General features: G+C 71.4%; 14 protein-coding genes. 8 read left to right on the top strand and 6 right to left on the bottom strand.

Going from position 1 to position 15,157, the window contains the following annotated elements; all coding sequences use genetic code 11:
* The gene (locus tag ACKTSN_RS30750) at nt 1-537 is read right to left on the bottom strand and encodes an RNA polymerase sigma factor (RefSeq protein WP_409472087.1); all 537 of its coding nucleotides are present in this window, start codon (nt 535-537) and stop codon (nt 1-3) included.
* Between the two features lie 249 nt (nt 538-786).
* Between ACKTSN_RS30750 and ACKTSN_RS30745 the strand changes: the two genes are divergently transcribed.
* Both ACKTSN_RS30745 and pepN read left to right on the top strand, forming a co-directional pair.
* A complete protein-coding gene (locus ACKTSN_RS30745) occupies nt 787-1,803 on the top strand; it encodes an aspartate-semialdehyde dehydrogenase (protein WP_409472086.1) in 1,017 nt (338 codons plus the stop codon).
* Between the two features lie 148 nt (nt 1,804-1,951).
* Nucleotides 1,952-4,534: an aminopeptidase N gene (pepN, locus tag ACKTSN_RS30740; RefSeq protein WP_409472085.1), complete on the top strand. Its 2,583-nt coding sequence runs from the start codon at nt 1,952-1,954 to the stop codon at nt 4,532-4,534.
* 59 nt (nt 4,535-4,593) lie between these two features.
* Here the strand turns inward: pepN and ACKTSN_RS30735 are convergent, their stop codons facing one another.
* Entirely contained in the window at nt 4,594-6,048 is a 1,455-nt protein-coding gene (locus ACKTSN_RS30735) for an FAD-dependent monooxygenase (RefSeq protein ID WP_409472084.1), read from the bottom strand.
* A gap of 129 nt (nt 6,049-6,177) precedes the next feature.
* On the opposite strand from ACKTSN_RS30735, the gene ACKTSN_RS30730 reads away from it, so the two are divergent.
* On the top strand, nt 6,178-6,756 hold the full coding sequence (locus ACKTSN_RS30730; RefSeq protein WP_409472083.1) for a TetR family transcriptional regulator: 579 nt from the start codon (nt 6,178-6,180) through the stop codon (nt 6,754-6,756).
* Between the two features lie 121 nt (nt 6,757-6,877).
* Here ACKTSN_RS30730 and ACKTSN_RS30725 read toward each other — a convergent pair whose 3' ends face one another.
* The 3 genes from ACKTSN_RS30725 to ACKTSN_RS30715 all read right to left on the bottom strand — a co-directional run bounded on the left by ACKTSN_RS30725 (nt 6,878) and on the right by ACKTSN_RS30715 (nt 9,532).
* The gene (locus ACKTSN_RS30725) at nt 6,878-7,141 is read right to left on the bottom strand and encodes a hypothetical protein (RefSeq protein ID WP_409472082.1); all 264 of its coding nucleotides are present in this window, start codon (nt 7,139-7,141) and stop codon (nt 6,878-6,880) included.
* Between the two features lie 84 nt (nt 7,142-7,225).
* On the bottom strand, nt 7,226-9,310 hold the full coding sequence (malQ, locus tag ACKTSN_RS30720) for a 4-alpha-glucanotransferase (protein WP_409472081.1): 2,085 nt from the start codon (nt 9,308-9,310) through the stop codon (nt 7,226-7,228).
* Nucleotides 9,311-9,532: a hypothetical protein gene (locus ACKTSN_RS30715; RefSeq protein ID WP_385510340.1), complete on the bottom strand. Its 222-nt coding sequence runs from the start codon at nt 9,530-9,532 to the stop codon at nt 9,311-9,313.
* A 199-nt stretch (nt 9,533-9,731) separates the two neighbouring features.
* Between ACKTSN_RS30715 and ACKTSN_RS30710 the strand changes: the two genes are divergently transcribed.
* The 3 genes from ACKTSN_RS30710 to ACKTSN_RS30700 are packed head-to-tail and all read left to right on the top strand — an operon-like array spanning nt 9,732 to nt 12,291.
* Nucleotides 9,732-10,265 (top strand): PadR family transcriptional regulator, encoded by a 534-nt coding sequence (locus tag ACKTSN_RS30710; protein ID WP_409472080.1) that lies wholly within the window; start codon nt 9,732-9,734, stop codon nt 10,263-10,265.
* A complete protein-coding gene (locus tag ACKTSN_RS30705) occupies nt 10,262-10,948 on the top strand; it encodes an ABC transporter ATP-binding protein (protein ID WP_409472079.1) in 687 nt (228 codons plus the stop codon). Before ACKTSN_RS30710 ends, ACKTSN_RS30705 begins: the two co-directional genes overlap by 4 nt.
* Nucleotides 10,945-12,291 (top strand): FtsX-like permease family protein, encoded by a 1,347-nt coding sequence (locus tag ACKTSN_RS30700; protein WP_409472078.1) that lies wholly within the window; start codon nt 10,945-10,947, stop codon nt 12,289-12,291. Before ACKTSN_RS30705 ends, ACKTSN_RS30700 begins: the two co-directional genes overlap by 4 nt.
* A 90-nt stretch (nt 12,292-12,381) precedes the next feature.
* Here ACKTSN_RS30700 and ACKTSN_RS30695 read toward each other — a convergent pair whose 3' ends face one another.
* Nucleotides 12,382-12,918 carry an HNH endonuclease gene (locus ACKTSN_RS30695; RefSeq protein ID WP_224738406.1) on the bottom strand — a complete coding sequence of 179 codons (537 nt, stop codon included), beginning with the start codon at nt 12,916-12,918 and terminating at the stop codon, nt 12,382-12,384.
* A gap of 367 nt (nt 12,919-13,285) precedes the next feature.
* Between ACKTSN_RS30695 and ACKTSN_RS30690 the strand changes: the two genes are divergently transcribed.
* Both ACKTSN_RS30690 and ACKTSN_RS30685 read left to right on the top strand, forming a co-directional pair.
* Nucleotides 13,286-14,392, top strand: a complete 1,107-nt coding sequence (locus tag ACKTSN_RS30690) for a mechanosensitive ion channel family protein (protein WP_409474966.1) — start codon at nt 13,286-13,288, stop codon at nt 14,390-14,392.
* A gap of 135 nt (nt 14,393-14,527) precedes the next feature.
* Nucleotides 14,528-15,151, top strand: coding sequence for a Uma2 family endonuclease (locus ACKTSN_RS30685; RefSeq protein ID WP_409472077.1), 624 nt, complete (start codon nt 14,528-14,530; stop codon nt 15,149-15,151).
* The last annotated feature ends 6 nt before the right edge of the window (nt 15,152-15,157 follow it).

Raw genomic sequence — 15,157 nt, 5'->3', positions numbered from 1 at the left:
TCACACCACCTCGTCCTCGTGCAGGCGGGCGCGCAGAGCCCGTACCGCCGCGTGCAGCCTGCTCTTGACCGTGCCCTCCGGGATGCCGAGCTCCTCGGCGATCCCGCGCACCGGCAGATCGGCGAAGAAGCGCAGGACGAGGACCTGCCGCTGGGCGTCGGGCAGCTCGTCCAGGCCCTGGGCGACGGCGACCGAGAGCACGCTGGTGTCCTCGCCGGAGGGGTGCGCCGGCTGGCGCAGGGCGGCCAGCCGCTCGCCGAGCCGCTCCTGGCGGCGTTTGGCCCGGTGCCAGTCCATGGCGAGGTTCGAGGCGACGACCGCCGCCCACGCGGACACGTCCCGCGGCGCCTCCCGGCCGCTCGCCGCCCGCTCCAGCAGCCGCAGGCGTACCTGCTGTACCCCGTCCAGCAGGTCCGCCTGCGGCACCCCGCCCAGCGCGAGCACCGCCCGCACCCGGCGCTCCTGCGCCGCGTCCAGCGGGTCGTCCTGCACGTCGTCCCGCCGGCCGCGGCGGGCCTTTCTGCGCAGCACAGCCACCCCTCCCCTCGCCGCGTTTCCTCTATGACGTGGGTGCGGGCCGGAACGTTCGACTCCGTTTGTGGCGTACGTCACACAGGTTCGGAAACTGAGAGGAGGTTCACGCAGGAAAGCCGGGGCCGACGGGGTCGGTGTCCCATTCCTCGGGCACAAGGGCAAAGAATTGGACACAGGGGCCCGGGTGCCCCGCATGATGGAAAGGCCCCGGTCAGGGACGGGGCGCCCCGCAAGCCAGGTAAAGGAGTCGCCGTGAGGGTCGGAATCGTCGGAGCCACCGGTCAGGTCGGCACGGTCATGCGCAGGATCCTCGCCGAGCGGAACTTCCCGGTCACCGAGCTGCGCCTGTTCGCCTCGGCCCGTTCGGCGGGGACGGTCCTCGACGGTGTGACGGTGGAGGACGCGTCGACGGCCGACTACACCGGCCTGGACATCGTGCTGTTCTCCGCGGGCGGCGCCACTTCCAAGGCGCTGGCCGAGAAGGTCGCCTCGCAGGGCGCGGTCGTGATCGACAACTCCTCCGCCTGGCGGCGGGACCCCGAGGTGCCGCTCGTGGTGTCCGAGGTGAACCCGCACGCGATCGCGAGCCGCCCCAAGGGCATCATCGCCAACCCGAACTGCACGACGATGGCCGCGATGCCGGTCCTGAAGCCGCTGCATGCGGAGGCGGGGCTCGAGGCGCTGGTCGTCGCCACCTACCAGGCGGTGTCCGGCTCCGGCCTGGCCGGCGTCGACGAGCTGTTCGAGCAGGTCAAGAAGGTCGGCGAGGACGCGCCCAAGCTCACCCACGACGGCTCGGCGGCCGAGTTCCCGGCGCCGGACAAGTACGTGGCGCCGATCGCGTACAACGTCCTCCCGCTCGCCGGCTCGATCGTGGACGACGGCCTCAACGAGACCGACGAGGAGCAGAAGCTCCGCAACGAGTCCCGCAAGATCCTGGAGATCCCCGAGCTGAAGGTCTCCGGCACCTGTGTCCGCGTCCCGGTCTTCACCGGCCACTCGCTCCAGGTCAACGCCCGTTTCGCCCGTCCGATCAGCGTCGAGCGGGCCAAGGAGCTGCTGGCCGGCGCCCCCGGCGTCGCCCTCACCGAGGTCCCGACCCCGCTCCAGGCCGCCGGCCAGGACCCGTCCTACGTCGGCCGCATCCGCCGCGACGAGACGGTGGACAACGGCCTCGCCCTGTTCGTCTCCAACGACAACCTCCGCAAGGGGGCGGCGCTGAACGCCGTGCAGATCGCGGAGCTGGTGGCGGCAGAGCTGAGCGCGTAGGCGCCGCCGACACGCCAGAGGGGCGCCCACCGTTCGATCGGTGGGCGCCCCTCTGTCCGCTCCGCCCACCGGCGGTAAACGGACATCGCGTTCCGTGCAGGTCCCGTGGAAGGATGGCACAACCGACACATAACGAGGAGATGACCGCGTGCCTGGCACAAACCTGACTCGCGAAGAGGCGCAGCAGCGGGCGAAGCTGCTCACCGTTGACTCGTACGAGATCGATCTCGACCTCTCCGGCGCGCAGGAGGGCGGCACCTACCGGTCCGTGACGACGGTGCGCTTCGATGTCGCAGAGAACGGCGCCGACTCCTTCATCGATCTCGTGGCCCCGACCGTCCACGAGATCACCCTGAACGGCGACCCGCTCGTCCCCGACGAGGTGTTCAAGGACTCGCGGATCGCCCTGCCGGGACTGCTGGAGGGGCGCAACATCCTCCGGGTCGTCACCGACTGCGCGTACACGAACACCGGCGAGGGCCTGCACAAGTTCATCGACCCGGTCGACGACCAGGCCTACCTCTACACCCAGTTCGAGGTCCCCGACGCCCGCCGTGTCTTCGCGTCCTTCGAGCAGCCGGACCTGAAGGCGACCTTCCAGTTCACCGTGCGCGCGCCGGAGGGCTGGACCGTCATCTCCAACTCGCCCACCCCCGAACCCAAGGACAACGTCTGGGTCTTCGAGCCGACCCCCCGGATCTCGACGTACATCACCGCGCTGATCGTCGGCCCGTACCACTCCGTGCACAGCGTGTACGAGCGGGACGGCCAGAGCGTGCCGTTGGGCATCTACTGCCGGCCCTCCCTCGCCGAGTACCTCGACTCGGACGCGATCTTCGAGGTCACCCGGCAGGGCTTCGCCTGGTTCCAGGAGAAGTTCGACTACGCCTACCCGTTCAAGAAGTACGACCAGCTGTTCGTGCCGGAGTTCAACGCGGGCGCGATGGAGAACGCGGGCGCGGTGACCATCCGCGACCAGTACGTCTTCCGGTCGAAGGTGACGGACGCGGCGTACGAGACGCGCGCCGAGACCATCCTGCACGAGCTGGCCCACATGTGGTTCGGCGACCTGGTCACCATGGAGTGGTGGAACGACCTGTGGCTGAACGAGTCGTTCGCCACGTACACCTCGATCGCCTGCCAGGCGGCCGCCCCCGAGTCGCGCTGGCCGCACGCGTGGACGACCTTCGCCAACTCCATGAAGACCTGGGCGTACCGGCAGGACCAGCTGCCGTCCACGCACCCGATCATGGCCGAGATCCGCGACCTGGACGACGTGCTCGTCAACTTCGACGGCATCACGTACGCCAAGGGCGCGAGCGTGCTGAAGCAGCTCGTCGCCTACGTCGGTGAGGACGAGTTCTTCCGCGGCGTGCAGGCCTACTTCAAGCGGCACGAGTACGGCAACACCCGTCTGTCCGATCTGCTGGGAGCCCTGGAGGAGACCTCCGGCCGGGACCTGAAGACCTGGTCGAAGAAGTGGCTGGAGACCGCCGGCATCAACATCCTGCGCCCGGAGATCGAGACGGACGCCGATGGTGTCATCACGTCCTTCGCGATCCGCCAGGAGGCCCCCGCCCTGCCCGCCGGCGCCAAGGGCGAGCCGACGCTGCGCCCGCACCGCATCGCGGTCGGCCTGTACGACCTCGACGAGGACAGCGGCAAGCTGGTGCGGGACGACGACGGCGGACGGATCGAGCTGGACGTCGACGGTGAGCTGACCGCCGTACCGCAGCTGGTCGGCCGGCGCCGCCCGGCGGTGGTCCTGCTCAACGACGACGACCTGTCGTACGCCAAGGTCCGCCTGGACGAGCAGTCGCTGGCGTTCGTGACCGAGCACCTGGGCGACTTCACGGCGTCGCTGCCGCGGGCGCTGTGCTGGGCGTCGGCGTGGGACATGACGCGCGACGCCGAGCTCGCCACGCGCGACTACCTCTCCCTGGTGCTGTCGGGCATCGCCAAGGAGTCCGACATCGGTGTCGTGCAGTCGCTGCAGCGGCAGGTGAAGCTGGCGATCGAGCTGTACGCCGACCCGGCCGCCCGCGAGACGCTGCTCACCCGCTGGACCGACGCCACGCTGGCGCACCTGCGGGCGGCCCAGCCGGGCGGCGACCACCAGCTGGCGTGGGCGCGGGCGTTCGCGGCGACCGCGCGGACGCCGGAGCAGCTGGACCTGCTGGAGGCGCTGCTGGACGGTTCGCAGACGATCGAGGGCCTGGTCGTGGACACGGAGCTGCGCTGGGCGTTCGTAGAGCGGCTGGCCGCGGTGGGCCGCTTCGACGAGGCGGAGATCGCGGGCGAGTACGAGCGGGACAAGACGGCAGCGGGTGAGCGGCATGCGGCGACCTCGCGGGCCGCGCGTCCGACGCCGGAGGCCAAGGCGGAGGCCTGGGCCTCGGTCGTGGAGTCCGACAAGCTGCCGAACGCCGTCCAGGAGGCCGTCATCAGCGGTTTCGTCCAGACCGACCAGCGTGAACTGCTCGCCCCGTACACCGACAAGTACTTCGAGTCGGTCAAGGGCGTGTGGGAGTCCCGCTCGCACGAGATCGCCCAGCAGATCGCGGTCGGCCTGTACCCGGCGATCCAGGTGTCGGAGGAGACCCTGCGCAAGACGGATGCCTGGCTGTCCTCCGCCGAGCCGAACGCGGCCCTGCGCCGGCTGGTCTCGGAGTCGCGCGCGGGCATCGAGCGTGCGCTGAAGGCCCAGGCGGCGGACGCCGCGGCCGCGTAGCCGATGCGAGGGGCGGGTGACCGGTCCGGTCACCCGCCCCTTCGGCCTTGGAAGGGCACTCAGTGTCCGAGCGCGGCGGTCAGGGCCGTCTCCACGGCCGTGGCGTCCGCGTTCTCCGCCGCCCAGGCCACATAGCCGTCGGGGCGGACCAGGACGGTCGTTCGCCGGTCGCCTGCCCACCTCTCCACGGTCAGGCGGTTCGTGCGGTCGCCGGACTCCTCGTAGGACCCGGCGGGAGCGATGAGGACGAAACGGCCGCCGCGGAGGGCCTCGTGGAGGCGGCCGCTCTTGAGGGCGACGTCCGGGATGCGGGTGCCGGTCAGGCCGTGGGAGCCGCGGGGAGCCGCGTACTTGTAGCCGAGGCCGGAGATCTGGGCCAGGGCCTTGCGCTGGGCGGGCTCGGCCATGTTGACGAACGCGGAGACGAGGGCGCGGACGGCGCGCAGTACGGGGCTGTGCGCCCGCGCGAGCCGGACCAGCCCGCCGCTGCTGCGCAGCACCGCCTTGCCGACCGGGTGGCGCTCGGCCTCGTACGTGTCCAGGAGGCCCTCCGGCGCCCAGCCCTGGACGGCCGCGGCGAGCTTCCAGCCGAGGTTGGCCGCGTCCTGCAGGCCGGTGTTCATGCCCTGACCGCCGGCCGGGGAGTGGATGTGTGCGGCGTCGCCGGCGAGGAAGACCCGGCCGACCCGGTACTTCGGCGCCTGGCGCTCGTCGCTGTGGAAGCGGGACAGCCAGCGGGCGTCGTGCATGCCGTAGTCGGTGCCCAGGGCGCGGCGGGTGATCTCCTTGACCTCGTCGAGGTCGAGCGGGGCGTCGTCGGACACCTCGTGACGACGGTTCCAGCCCATGACGCGGTACCAGCCGTCACCGAAGGAGGCGATCATCGCGAAGGCGTCGCCCGCGCCGTTGACGGTGAGCACGCCCTCGGGCTGCTGCGCCAGCCGGACGTCCGCCAGGATCAGGGACCTGATGACGGAGACGCCGGGGAACGGCAGGCCGATCGCCTCCCGTACGGCGCTGCGATGGCCGTCCGTGCCGACGACGTACGCCGCGCGGTGGGTCACGACCGTCCCGTCCGAGCCGCGTACGGCGAGGTCGACGCCGGTGTCGTCCTGCCGCAGCCCCACGACCTCGCTCTCGTGGGCGAAGTCGACCCCGAGCTCGCGCGCCCGCCGCTCCAGCAGCCGCTCGACCTCGTACTGCGGGGTGATGAGCAGGAACGGGAAGCGGGACGGCAGCGTGCCCAGGTCGAGGGTGAGGCGGCGGAAGAGACGCAGTCCGGTGATGGTGTCGCCGGTGGCGATCAGCGGGTCGGCGAGGCCGCGGGCGTCGAGCTGCTCCAGGGTGCGGGCGTGCACGCCGAAGGCGCGGGAGAGGTTGCTGATCTTGCGGGGGCGCTTTTCGAGGAGGGTGACGGGGACGCCGGCGGCGGCGAGGTCGCCGGCCAGGAGCAGGCCGGTGGGGCCGGCGCCGACGACGATGACGGAGCGGGGGGTGCCGAGGTTGCCGTTCATCTTGGCCTCCGGGGTGCCAACGCTTGTTGGTCAACAGTTGTTGGTCAACGATTGTTGGCAACAGTAAGGTGCGACACCGAGACATGTCAACGCTTGTTGGCCTACAGATGTTGGCCTACGTTTGTTGGCATGAACGACAGTGACTCCAAGCCCGCCCCCCGCCGCTCCGAAGCAACCCGCACCGCCATCCTCGACGCCGCTCGCGAGCGCTTCGCCGCCGACGGATACGAGCGGGCCACCATCCGGGCCATCGCCAGGGACGCGAACATCGACCCGTCGATGGTGATGCGCTACTACGGCAACAAGGAGGGCCTCTTCGCCGCGACCGTCGCCATCGATCTCCAGATGCCCGACCTCCGTGCGTTCCCCCGCCACGACGTCGGCCGCGCTCTCGTGACGCACTTCCTCGGCACGTGGGAGGAGAACGAGGTGCTGACGGCCCTGCTGCGGGTCGGGATGACCAATCAGGCCGGGGCCGAGCGGATGCAGGGCATCTTCCGGGACCAGTTGCTGCCGGCCGCGTTGCACGTCTGCCCCGACCCGGAACAGGCACCGACCCGGGCCGCACTCTGCTCGACACAGTTGCTCGGCCTGGCGCTCACCCGCTACGTCCTGCGGCTCCCGCCGGCCGTGGCGCTGCACCGCGAGGAGATCGTGGCCTGGCTGGCGCCCACGCTCCAGCGCTACCTGACCGCACCGAGCCCCTGAGCCTGGCTCACGCAAACACGCCGAGGGCGCCGTTCGGCGTCGGCGTACGGCGACATGCGCGTGCGTACGACGACGGGAACGGCGCCCTCGGAAGGTGCGCGGCGGGCTGCGGAGCCCTGCGTCAGGCCTTGGTCGTGATGTTGGTGCTGGTCGTGTCCCTCTGCTTCTGCGACTTGTCCAGGACCATCACCAGTCCGGCGATGACCGCGAACAGCGCGATCGGGGCAACGACGAACAGCCCCAGCGTCTCGATGACGCTCAGGCCCGTGCCGGGGTCGTCACCGTCGTCCGGGGTGAGCGCGAGCGCGGGGGACGACATCAGCAGCATCATCAGCGTCGTACCGGCGGCCAGGGCGCCGGCGCGCAGGGCGTTCTTCTTGTCCACGGTGCCAAAGTATCCAACGCCTGGCGGGGGCGCGCGGCCGGGGTGCCGTAGGAGGTGCCGGGGGCGGTGACGCAGCCCGGCGTCTCAGGAGTCACCGGCCCGCAGCACCTCGACCAGCGCATGCAGCCTCGCCGACCCCGCCAGCCCCTCCAGCGTCACCGGCCGCCCCTCCGCGTCCGCCATCGGCAGCCGCCAGTTCGGGTACTCGTCCCACGTTCCGGGAAGGTTCTGCGGACGCCGGTCACCGACCCCGTCCGGCAGCCATACGCCGATCATCCGGGCGGGGGTACGCAGCAGGAAACGGTGGACGGCCTGGACCTCGGCCTCCTCCTCCGACGTAACCAGACCGCCGCCCGTACCCCGCAGCAGGCCGAGCCGGGTGAGCAGGGCCAGCCATTCGCCGGTGTCGGCGGCGGCTTCGGCGCGCTCCACGTCGAGGGGGCGGGTGAGCAGGCCGAGGCGGTCGCGGAGTTCGACGTGTTCGCCGGTGAGACGGGCCGCGGTGGGCGGCAGGTCGTGGGTGGTGGCGGTGGCGAGGCAGTCGGCGCGCCAGCGTTCGGGGGGCAGTGGCCGGCCGTCGCCGTCCCAGTCGCGTTCGAACCAGAGCACCGACGTGCCGAGCACCCCGCGGTCGCGCAGTGTCTCCCGTACGCCGGGCTCGACGGTCCCCAGGTCCTCGCCGATGACCAGCGCCCCGGCCCGTGAGGCCTCCAGCACCAGTACGGCGAGCATGGCCTCGGCGTCGTAGCGGACGTACGTCCCTTCCGTGGGCGGCAGTCCGCGCGGCACCCACCACAGCCGGAACAGTCCCATCACGTGGTCGATGCGCAGCGCGCCGGCGTACCGGAACAGGCCTCGGAGCAGGCCCCGGAAGGGGGCGTAGCCCGCGGCGGCGAGCCGGTCCGGGCGCCAGGGCGGCAGGCCCCAGTCCTGGCCGCGGGCGTTGAAGGCGTCCGGCGGGGCGCCCACGGACATCCCGGCGGCGAAGTACTGCTGCTGCGCCCAGGCGTCGGCGCCCCCGGGGTGCACGCCGACCGCGAGGTCGTGCACGATCCCGACCGGCATGCCCGCCTCGCGCGCGGAGTGCTGAGCGGCGGTCAGCTGGATGTCGGTGAGCCAGGCGAGGCGCGAGTAGAAGTCGACGCGGTCCATCAACTCGCCGCGGGCGCGGGCGGTTTCCGTCGAGCGCGGGTCGCGCAGGCCGACGGGCCACCGGTGCCAGTCCGGGCCGTGCACCTCGGCCAGGGCACACCAGGTGGCGTGGTCCTCCAGGGCCTGGCCCTGCTCGGCGAGGTAGTCGCAGTAGGCGGCGCGCCTGCCGGGCCCGAGGGGCACGTCGTGAAGGAGCTCCAGCGCCTCCCGTTTCAGCTCCCACACCGCGTCACGGTCGATCAACGCGCCTTTCTCCAGCACCGTTTCCCGCAGCCGTTCGGCCCGCTCGGTCAGGGCCCGCACGCGCTCGCGGTCCCCGATGTACGCGAACTGGGGGACGGCCTCGATGCGCAGGTGCACGGGGTCGGGGAAGCGGCGGGAGGAGGGGCGGTAGGGGGAGGGATCGGTGGGGGCGCCGGGGACGGCCGCGTGCAGCGGGTTGACCTGGACGAATCCGGCGCCGAGGGCGCGGCCGGCCCAGGCGGTGAGTTCCGCGAGATCACCGGCGTCACCCATCCCCCAGGAGCGGTGCGACAGGAGGGAGTAGAGCTGGACGAGGAGTCCGTACGAGCGTCCGCTGGGCGTGGGCAGGCGGGCCGGGGCGGCCACGAGGTGGGCGTGGGCGGTGCGGCCGTCGGGGGCGGTGGCGGTCAGTCGGTGGACGCCGGGCGGGAGTTGCTCGGCGGCGGCGCGGGTCTCGCCCTGCTCGGTCTCGATCCGCAGCCGGGTTCCCGCGGGCAACGTCGCGAGGGCGTCCGGCGCGGCGGTGCCCCAGCACACCACCGTCGGCGGCAGCAGCCGCTCGTCCAGTTCCCGGCGCCGGGCGGCGAGCGCGCTGCGCACGGCCTCGGGAGCGTCGGCGTCGACGCCGAGCGCGGCCAGGGTGCGGACGATCGCGGCAGCCGAGGCGGTGACCGTACGGTCCGGGGAGGGACTGTAGGAGGTGGCGACGCCGTGCAGCTCGGCGAGCCGGCACAGGTCTTCGCCGGGGGGTTCGGCCGGGCGGGATGCGGTCATCTACGGCCTCGTGGAGTCGGCGTCCAGGGCGGCGAGTGGCGGCTCGCTGGTGAGGGGCTCGGCGTCGGGCAGCGGGGGCTCGCTGGTCAGCGGGGCCTGGGCGCAGGCTCCTTCCGCGCTGAACATGCACAGATGGAGGTCTTCGGGGTGGGCGGAGAGGTCCGCCGGGCGTTTGGAGCGTTCGGACAGGGCCGAGAGCAGCAGGTGTGCGGATGCGGCCACGGTGGCCTCCTTGTTCGGCAACGGGTTCATCGCAGCCCTACCCAGCGAACGCGAAGCCAGACGCCCCACGACCAATAACGCGCTTCTCGTCACATTCCGCGTCTGCCCCGGTGGAGGACTGCGCCTGCTCAATCTGTCCCCGGATATTTTCCGCTCCCACTATTCACTCAGTACATGTACTCAGTGCATAATGATCTCCATGAGCACGCGCCACATCCTGCTCGGACTGCTCGCCAGGGGTCCCAGCCACGGCTACGACCTGAAACGACGGCACGACGAACGCTTCCCACAGGCCCGTCCACTGGCCTACGGGCAGGTGTACACGACCCTGCAACGTCTGGTCCGCGACGGTCTCGCGGAGATCGACAGCACCGACTCGGACGGCGGCCCCGAGCGCACCATGTACCGCTCGACGGCCGACGGAGAGCACGAACTGGCCCACTGGGCAGGGGAGGTCACCCCGCCCGCGCCGTTCGTCACGAACGAGATCTTCGCCAAGGTCGTCGTCTCGATCCTGTCCGGCGGCGACCCGGCGGCCTATCTGCACGCCCAGCGCACCGCCCACATGGAGCGCATGCGGCAGCTCACGGCGGTCAAGACCGGCCCGGGCGCCGACCTCACGACCGTTCTCTCGGCGGACTACGCCCTCAACCACCTCGACGCCGACCTCCGTTGGATGACCACCACGGCGGCCCGGCTCACCACCCTGACCGCGGAGGTCGACTCAGCATGAGCAACCCAGTGCCGCTGCTCGCGGCCCGTGACCTGACCAAGGCACACGGCAGGACCGAGGCCCTGCGCGGTGTCTCGGTCGAACTGCAGGCCGGCGAGATACTCGCCGTCACCGGCGCCAGCGGCAGCGGGAAGTCGACGCTGCTGCACTGCCTCGCCGGGATCGTCCGGCCCGACGGGGGCTCGGTGTCCTACGGCGAGGAGCGCATCGACCGACTTCCGGAGCGGCGGCTCAGCGAACTCAGGCGCACCGAGTTCGGTGTGGTGTTCCAGTTCGGGCAGCTGATCCCCGAGCTCACGGCCCTGGACAACGTGGCGCTGCCGCTGATGCTGGGCGGCGCCGGGCGCAGACAGGCGCAGGAGCGGGCGGGCGAGTGGCTGGAGCGGTTCGGGGTGCGCGGGCAGGGCGCGCTGCGGCCGGGCGAGATGAGCGGCGGGCAGGCACAGCGGGCCTCGCTGGCCCGCGCCCTGGTCACCGGGCCGAAGGTCGTCTTCGCGGACGAGCCGACGGGCGCGCTGGACTCACTGGCGAGCGAGCAGGTGATGACGGCCCTGGTGCACACCGCCCGCGAGTCCGGCACGTCGGTGCTGCTGATCACGCACGATGCGCAGGTGGCGGCGTACGCGGACCGCGAGGTGACGCTGAGCGACGGGACCGTGGCTCGCGCGGAGGTGACCGCATGAGGGCCGAGATCCGGCTGGCCGGGCTGCTGACCCGTGGCTCCGACCGGCGCGAGTGGTGGCGGATCACGCTGACGGCGTTCGGCGCGCTGCTCGCGACCGGGTTCGCGCTGGCCGCGGTGACGCTGGCCGCGCTGCGCGGCCACCACCGGGTGCCGTTCGCGAACGGGCTGCTGGACAACCAGGGCGAGCGTGGGGGTGTGGTCGTCGCGCTGCTGCTTCTGCTGATCCCGGTGTTCGGGTTCCTCGGCCAGTGCGCCCGGATCGGCGCGGTCCACCGGGACCGGCGGCTGGCCGGGCTGCGGCTGGCCGGCGCCTCGCCGTGGCAGGTGCGGCGGATCGCGGCCACCGAGGCGGGGCTGGCCTGCCTGGTGGGCTCGGCGATCGGGACGGTGTTCTCGGTGCTGCTTCTGCTGGTGGCGTGGGAGGTGCCGAGCGGCTACGCGTGGGCCGGGATCGCGGTGGTGACGGTGGCCGTGCCGGTGATCGGTGCCGTGGTGAGCGTGCTGGCGCTGCGCCGGGTGGTGGCCTCGCCGCTGGGCCGGGTGCGCCGGGTGCGACCGCAGTCCCGTCCGGGGGTGATGTTCCTGCTGGCGGTACTGCTGTTCGCGGGAGTGGCGCTCGGGTCGTACGTCGTCGTGTCCGACTCGGGCAACCGGTCCACCCCCTCCGCGCCCCTGCTGGTCTTCGCCCTGCTGATCGTGACGGGGACGGCCGCACTGTGGCTGGTCGGCGCCACCGCCCGGCTGACCGGACGGCTGCTCGCGTCGCGCACCGACCGCCCGGCGGTGCTGATCGCGGCGGAACGGCTGCGCGACGACCCGTGGGCGGCCGCCCGTACGCATGCGGCGGTGCTGCTGGTGACGATGGTGGGGACGGCCTTCGTGGGGATCCGGCAGGTGCTGCTGGAGGTACTGCACTCGGACAAGCGACTGTCCGAGGACGCCTCCTTCTACACCACCGGCCTCGACCTGACGGCCGCCGCCATCGCCGTGGCCCTCGCGATCACGCTCTCCTCGCTCGCCGTCGGCACGGCCGAGTCCCTGGCCACCCGCCGTCGGGGGCTGGCCGCGCAGGCCGCCGCCGGGGTGCCGCAGGCGGTGCTCGGCCGGGCGCTGCTGCTGGAGACCGCGCTGCCGCTGGCACCGGCAGTGCTCCTCGCGGGCGCCGGAGGCATGGCGATCGGCACCGGGTACGCCGGCTTCGTCGAGGGCGGCGGCTGGTCGACGCCGTGGGCCGCGCTGCTGGTGCCGGCCGGCGTGTACGCCGCCTGCCTGCTGGCGGCGGTCACCTCCCTGCCGCTGCTGCGGCGGTCGGTGCGGCCGGGGGAGCTTCGGTACGCGTAGGACAGGACACGCCTACGGGACCGGGGTGCACAGGGGTCTCCCCGGTCCCGTAGGCAAACCCGCTGCCGGGACATGCAAAAGCCCGGATCGTCAGGCGGAAATGCCGTCGATCCGGGCCAAGGCGTCGTCCGCGCCGTACGGCTGCAAGTACGGCAGCCAGCGCGGATCCCTATGGCCGGTCCCGATGATGCGCCAGGCCAGGCCGGTGGGCGGGGCGGGTTTGTGCCGCAGCCGCCAGCCGATCTCGCCGAGATGACGGTCGGCCTTCACGTGGTTGCAGCGACGGCAGGACGCAACCACGTTGTCCCAGACGTGCTTGCCCCCGCGCGAGCGCGGGATGACGTGGTCGACGCTGGTTGCGACGCCACCGCAGTACATGCACCGGCCCCCGTCGCGCGCGAACAGCGCTCGACGGGTCAATGGAACGGGTCCCCGATAGGGAACCCGGACGAATCGCTTGAGCCGGACCACGCTGGGTGCGGGGACTGTGACGGTTGCGCTGTGCATAAAGGCGCCGGACTCCTCGAGGCATACGGCCTTGTTCTCGAGGACGAGGACGAGCGCGCGGCGGAGCGGTACGACGCCGAGCGGCTCGTACGACGCGTTGAGGACCAGGACGTGCGGCACGGATGCCTCCTTGTACGCCGGCGGCGCGTGGCTCGCGCCGGGACGATCTGCAGTCAGTCTCCCCTCATGCCTGGTGGAAGCGCCACCATGTCCCGGTAACGGGCTGAGAGTGTTTTCGACCACATCCGATTCCTCCCCCGGATCACGACCACTTCATTCCCCCCTTGGTGTCACTGCTCGTCCCACCTGGTGTTCGTCTGGTCTGTTCATCCCCACGGGGACGCCGCGTCTCCCTCGAACACCGCAACAATCCCCACACGATGCCCCGATAGTGTGGTGAATCCGCCCGCCCGGTGACCTTTCCGTGACCTTGACCACCTTCACGACCTTGAACTGTGACCGCCGTACCGGGGGCGGACCGCTGCACCTGGAGGTACCTGCTGTGTCGCCCATCTCGGACCTACTCGCCGCCGGTTCGTCGCCGTCGCCGTCCCCGTCGAAGACGGCCCCGTCGGTCCCCTCCCTCCAGGACGCCCAGGAGAGCGCCACGAACGCCGCCGGCTGGGTGGAGGAGAACTGGTCGACCTGGCTCGCGATCGGCCTCAGGGTGCTGCTGATCGTGGTGATCGCGACGGTGCTGCGGGTGGCGGTGCGGCGGGCGATCACCAAGCTGATAGACCGCATGAACCGCACCGCGCAGGCGGTCGACGGCACGGCGATCGGCGGTCTGCTGGTGAACGTGGAACGCCGCCGACAGCGATCCCAGGCGATCGGCTCGGTGCTGCGCTCGGTGGCGAGCTTCCTGATCCTCGGCACCGCGGGCCTGATGATCCTGTCCACCTTCGAGATCAATCTGGCGCCGCTGCTGGCGTCCGCGGGTGTCGCGGGTGTGGCGATCGGTTTCGGCGCGCGCAACCTCGTCACGGACTTCCTGTCCGGCGTGTTCATGATCCTGGAGGACCAGTACGGCGTCGGCGACTCCATCGACGTGGGCGTCGCCTCCGGAGAGGTCATCGAGGTGGGCCTGCGCGTGACCAAGCTGCGCGGCGACAACGGGGAGATCTGGTACGTCCGCAACGGCGAGGTCAAGCGCGTCGGCAACCTCTCCCAGGGCTGGGCCACGGCCGGCGTCGACGTCACGGTCCGCCCCTCGGAGGACCTCGACCACGTCAAGGCCGTGCTCACCGAGGTCGGCGAGGCGATGAGCAAGGAGGACCCCTGGAACGAGATGCTGTGGGGCCCGGTCGAGATCCTTGGCCTGGACAGCGTCCTGCTCGACTCGATGGTCGTCCGCGTCTCCGCCAGGACCATGCCGGGCAAGTCCCTCACCGTCGAACGCGAGCTGCGCTGGCGCATCAAGCGCCGCTTCGACCGCGAGGGCATCCGCATCGTCGGCGGCCTGCCGCTGCAGCAGGAGACGGAGGCGGACACCGACCCGACGTCGGGCATGGCCGCTCCGTCGGCCTACGCCAACACGACGTCCCCGCAGGCCCAGGCGGCCACGCCGCTGACGCCGCCGAGCGTGACGAAGTAGCGGAACGGTTCAGCACACTCGTTCGAGTGAACGGTCGGGCATTCCGGGATCGCACGTGAGCCGCGTACTCCATGGTTCTGCCGGGGCACCCAGCACGGGCGTAGCCTGGCAGCGACGCGACGAGGAGATTCAGCGATGACCGCCGACCCCATCCCGGAGCAGGCCGTGAAGCCGAAGCAGGACCCCATCGATCTGTTGATCGCGATCGAGGAGGCGTCCGTGGCGCCGACTCGGCCCGAGTACGTCGAGGGGATGGCCATCGTGCCGCCGCAACCGAACGACCACCACAATGACGGAGCCGGGGAGCTGTACTACCAGTTCCGAGCTGCCGGGGTCCGTCTGGCCGGCTTCAACAACGGCTACCGCGCCGCCCACAAGGACGGCAGCACCATGGCCTTGATGGTCCCCGACTTCTATGTCCGCCGCCGTCGACCGTCCGAGCTCGACGAGGCTTACTCCAAGGCCAACAAGGGTTGGTACCCCATCGACATGCTCGCTCTGGTCGGCGAGATCACCTCCACCAACCATGAAACGGACACAGGCCCCAAACTCCGCGCCTACGCCGCTGCGGGCGTTCCGGTCTACGTCCTCATCGACCGTCACTCCAAGACGGCTCACTGCTACACAGACCCCGTCCTCCCCGGCGACGACCCCACCGAGGCCTACTACGCAACCGACGACAAGGTCAACTTCGGCGAGCCGCTCCCCCTGCCGACGCCCTACCCCACCCTGGATACCAAGCCCTTCGTCGACAACTGACCGCCA

Origin of the sequence: Streptomyces flavusporus, assembly GCF_046267975.1 — a bacterium.
Lineage (GTDB): Bacteria > Actinomycetota > Actinomycetes > Streptomycetales > Streptomycetaceae > Streptomyces > Streptomyces flavusporus.
The sequence above is the reverse complement of the archived record's forward strand: the minus strand, read 5'-3'. Positions and strand labels throughout refer to the sequence as shown.

Excerpts from the sequence above, each read along its gene's own strand:
- ACKTSN_RS30685 (WP_409472077.1), top strand. The coding sequence starts at position 14,528 with ATGACCGCCGACCCCATCCCGGAGCAGGCCGTGAAGCCGAAGCAGGAC.
- ACKTSN_RS30735 (WP_409472084.1), bottom strand. The coding sequence starts at position 6,048 with ATGAACGGCAACCTCGGCACCCCCCGCTCCGTCATCGTCGTCGGCGCC.
- malQ (WP_409472081.1), bottom strand. The coding sequence starts at position 9,310 with ATGACCGCATCCCGCCCGGCCGAACCCCCCGGCGAAGACCTGTGCCGG.
- ACKTSN_RS30700 (WP_409472078.1), top strand. The coding sequence starts at position 10,945 with ATGAGGGCCGAGATCCGGCTGGCCGGGCTGCTGACCCGTGGCTCCGAC.
- ACKTSN_RS30705 (WP_409472079.1), top strand. The coding sequence starts at position 10,262 with ATGAGCAACCCAGTGCCGCTGCTCGCGGCCCGTGACCTGACCAAGGCA.
- ACKTSN_RS30730 (WP_409472083.1), top strand. The coding sequence starts at position 6,178 with ATGAACGACAGTGACTCCAAGCCCGCCCCCCGCCGCTCCGAAGCAACC.
- ACKTSN_RS30710 (WP_409472080.1), top strand. The coding sequence starts at position 9,732 with ATGAGCACGCGCCACATCCTGCTCGGACTGCTCGCCAGGGGTCCCAGC.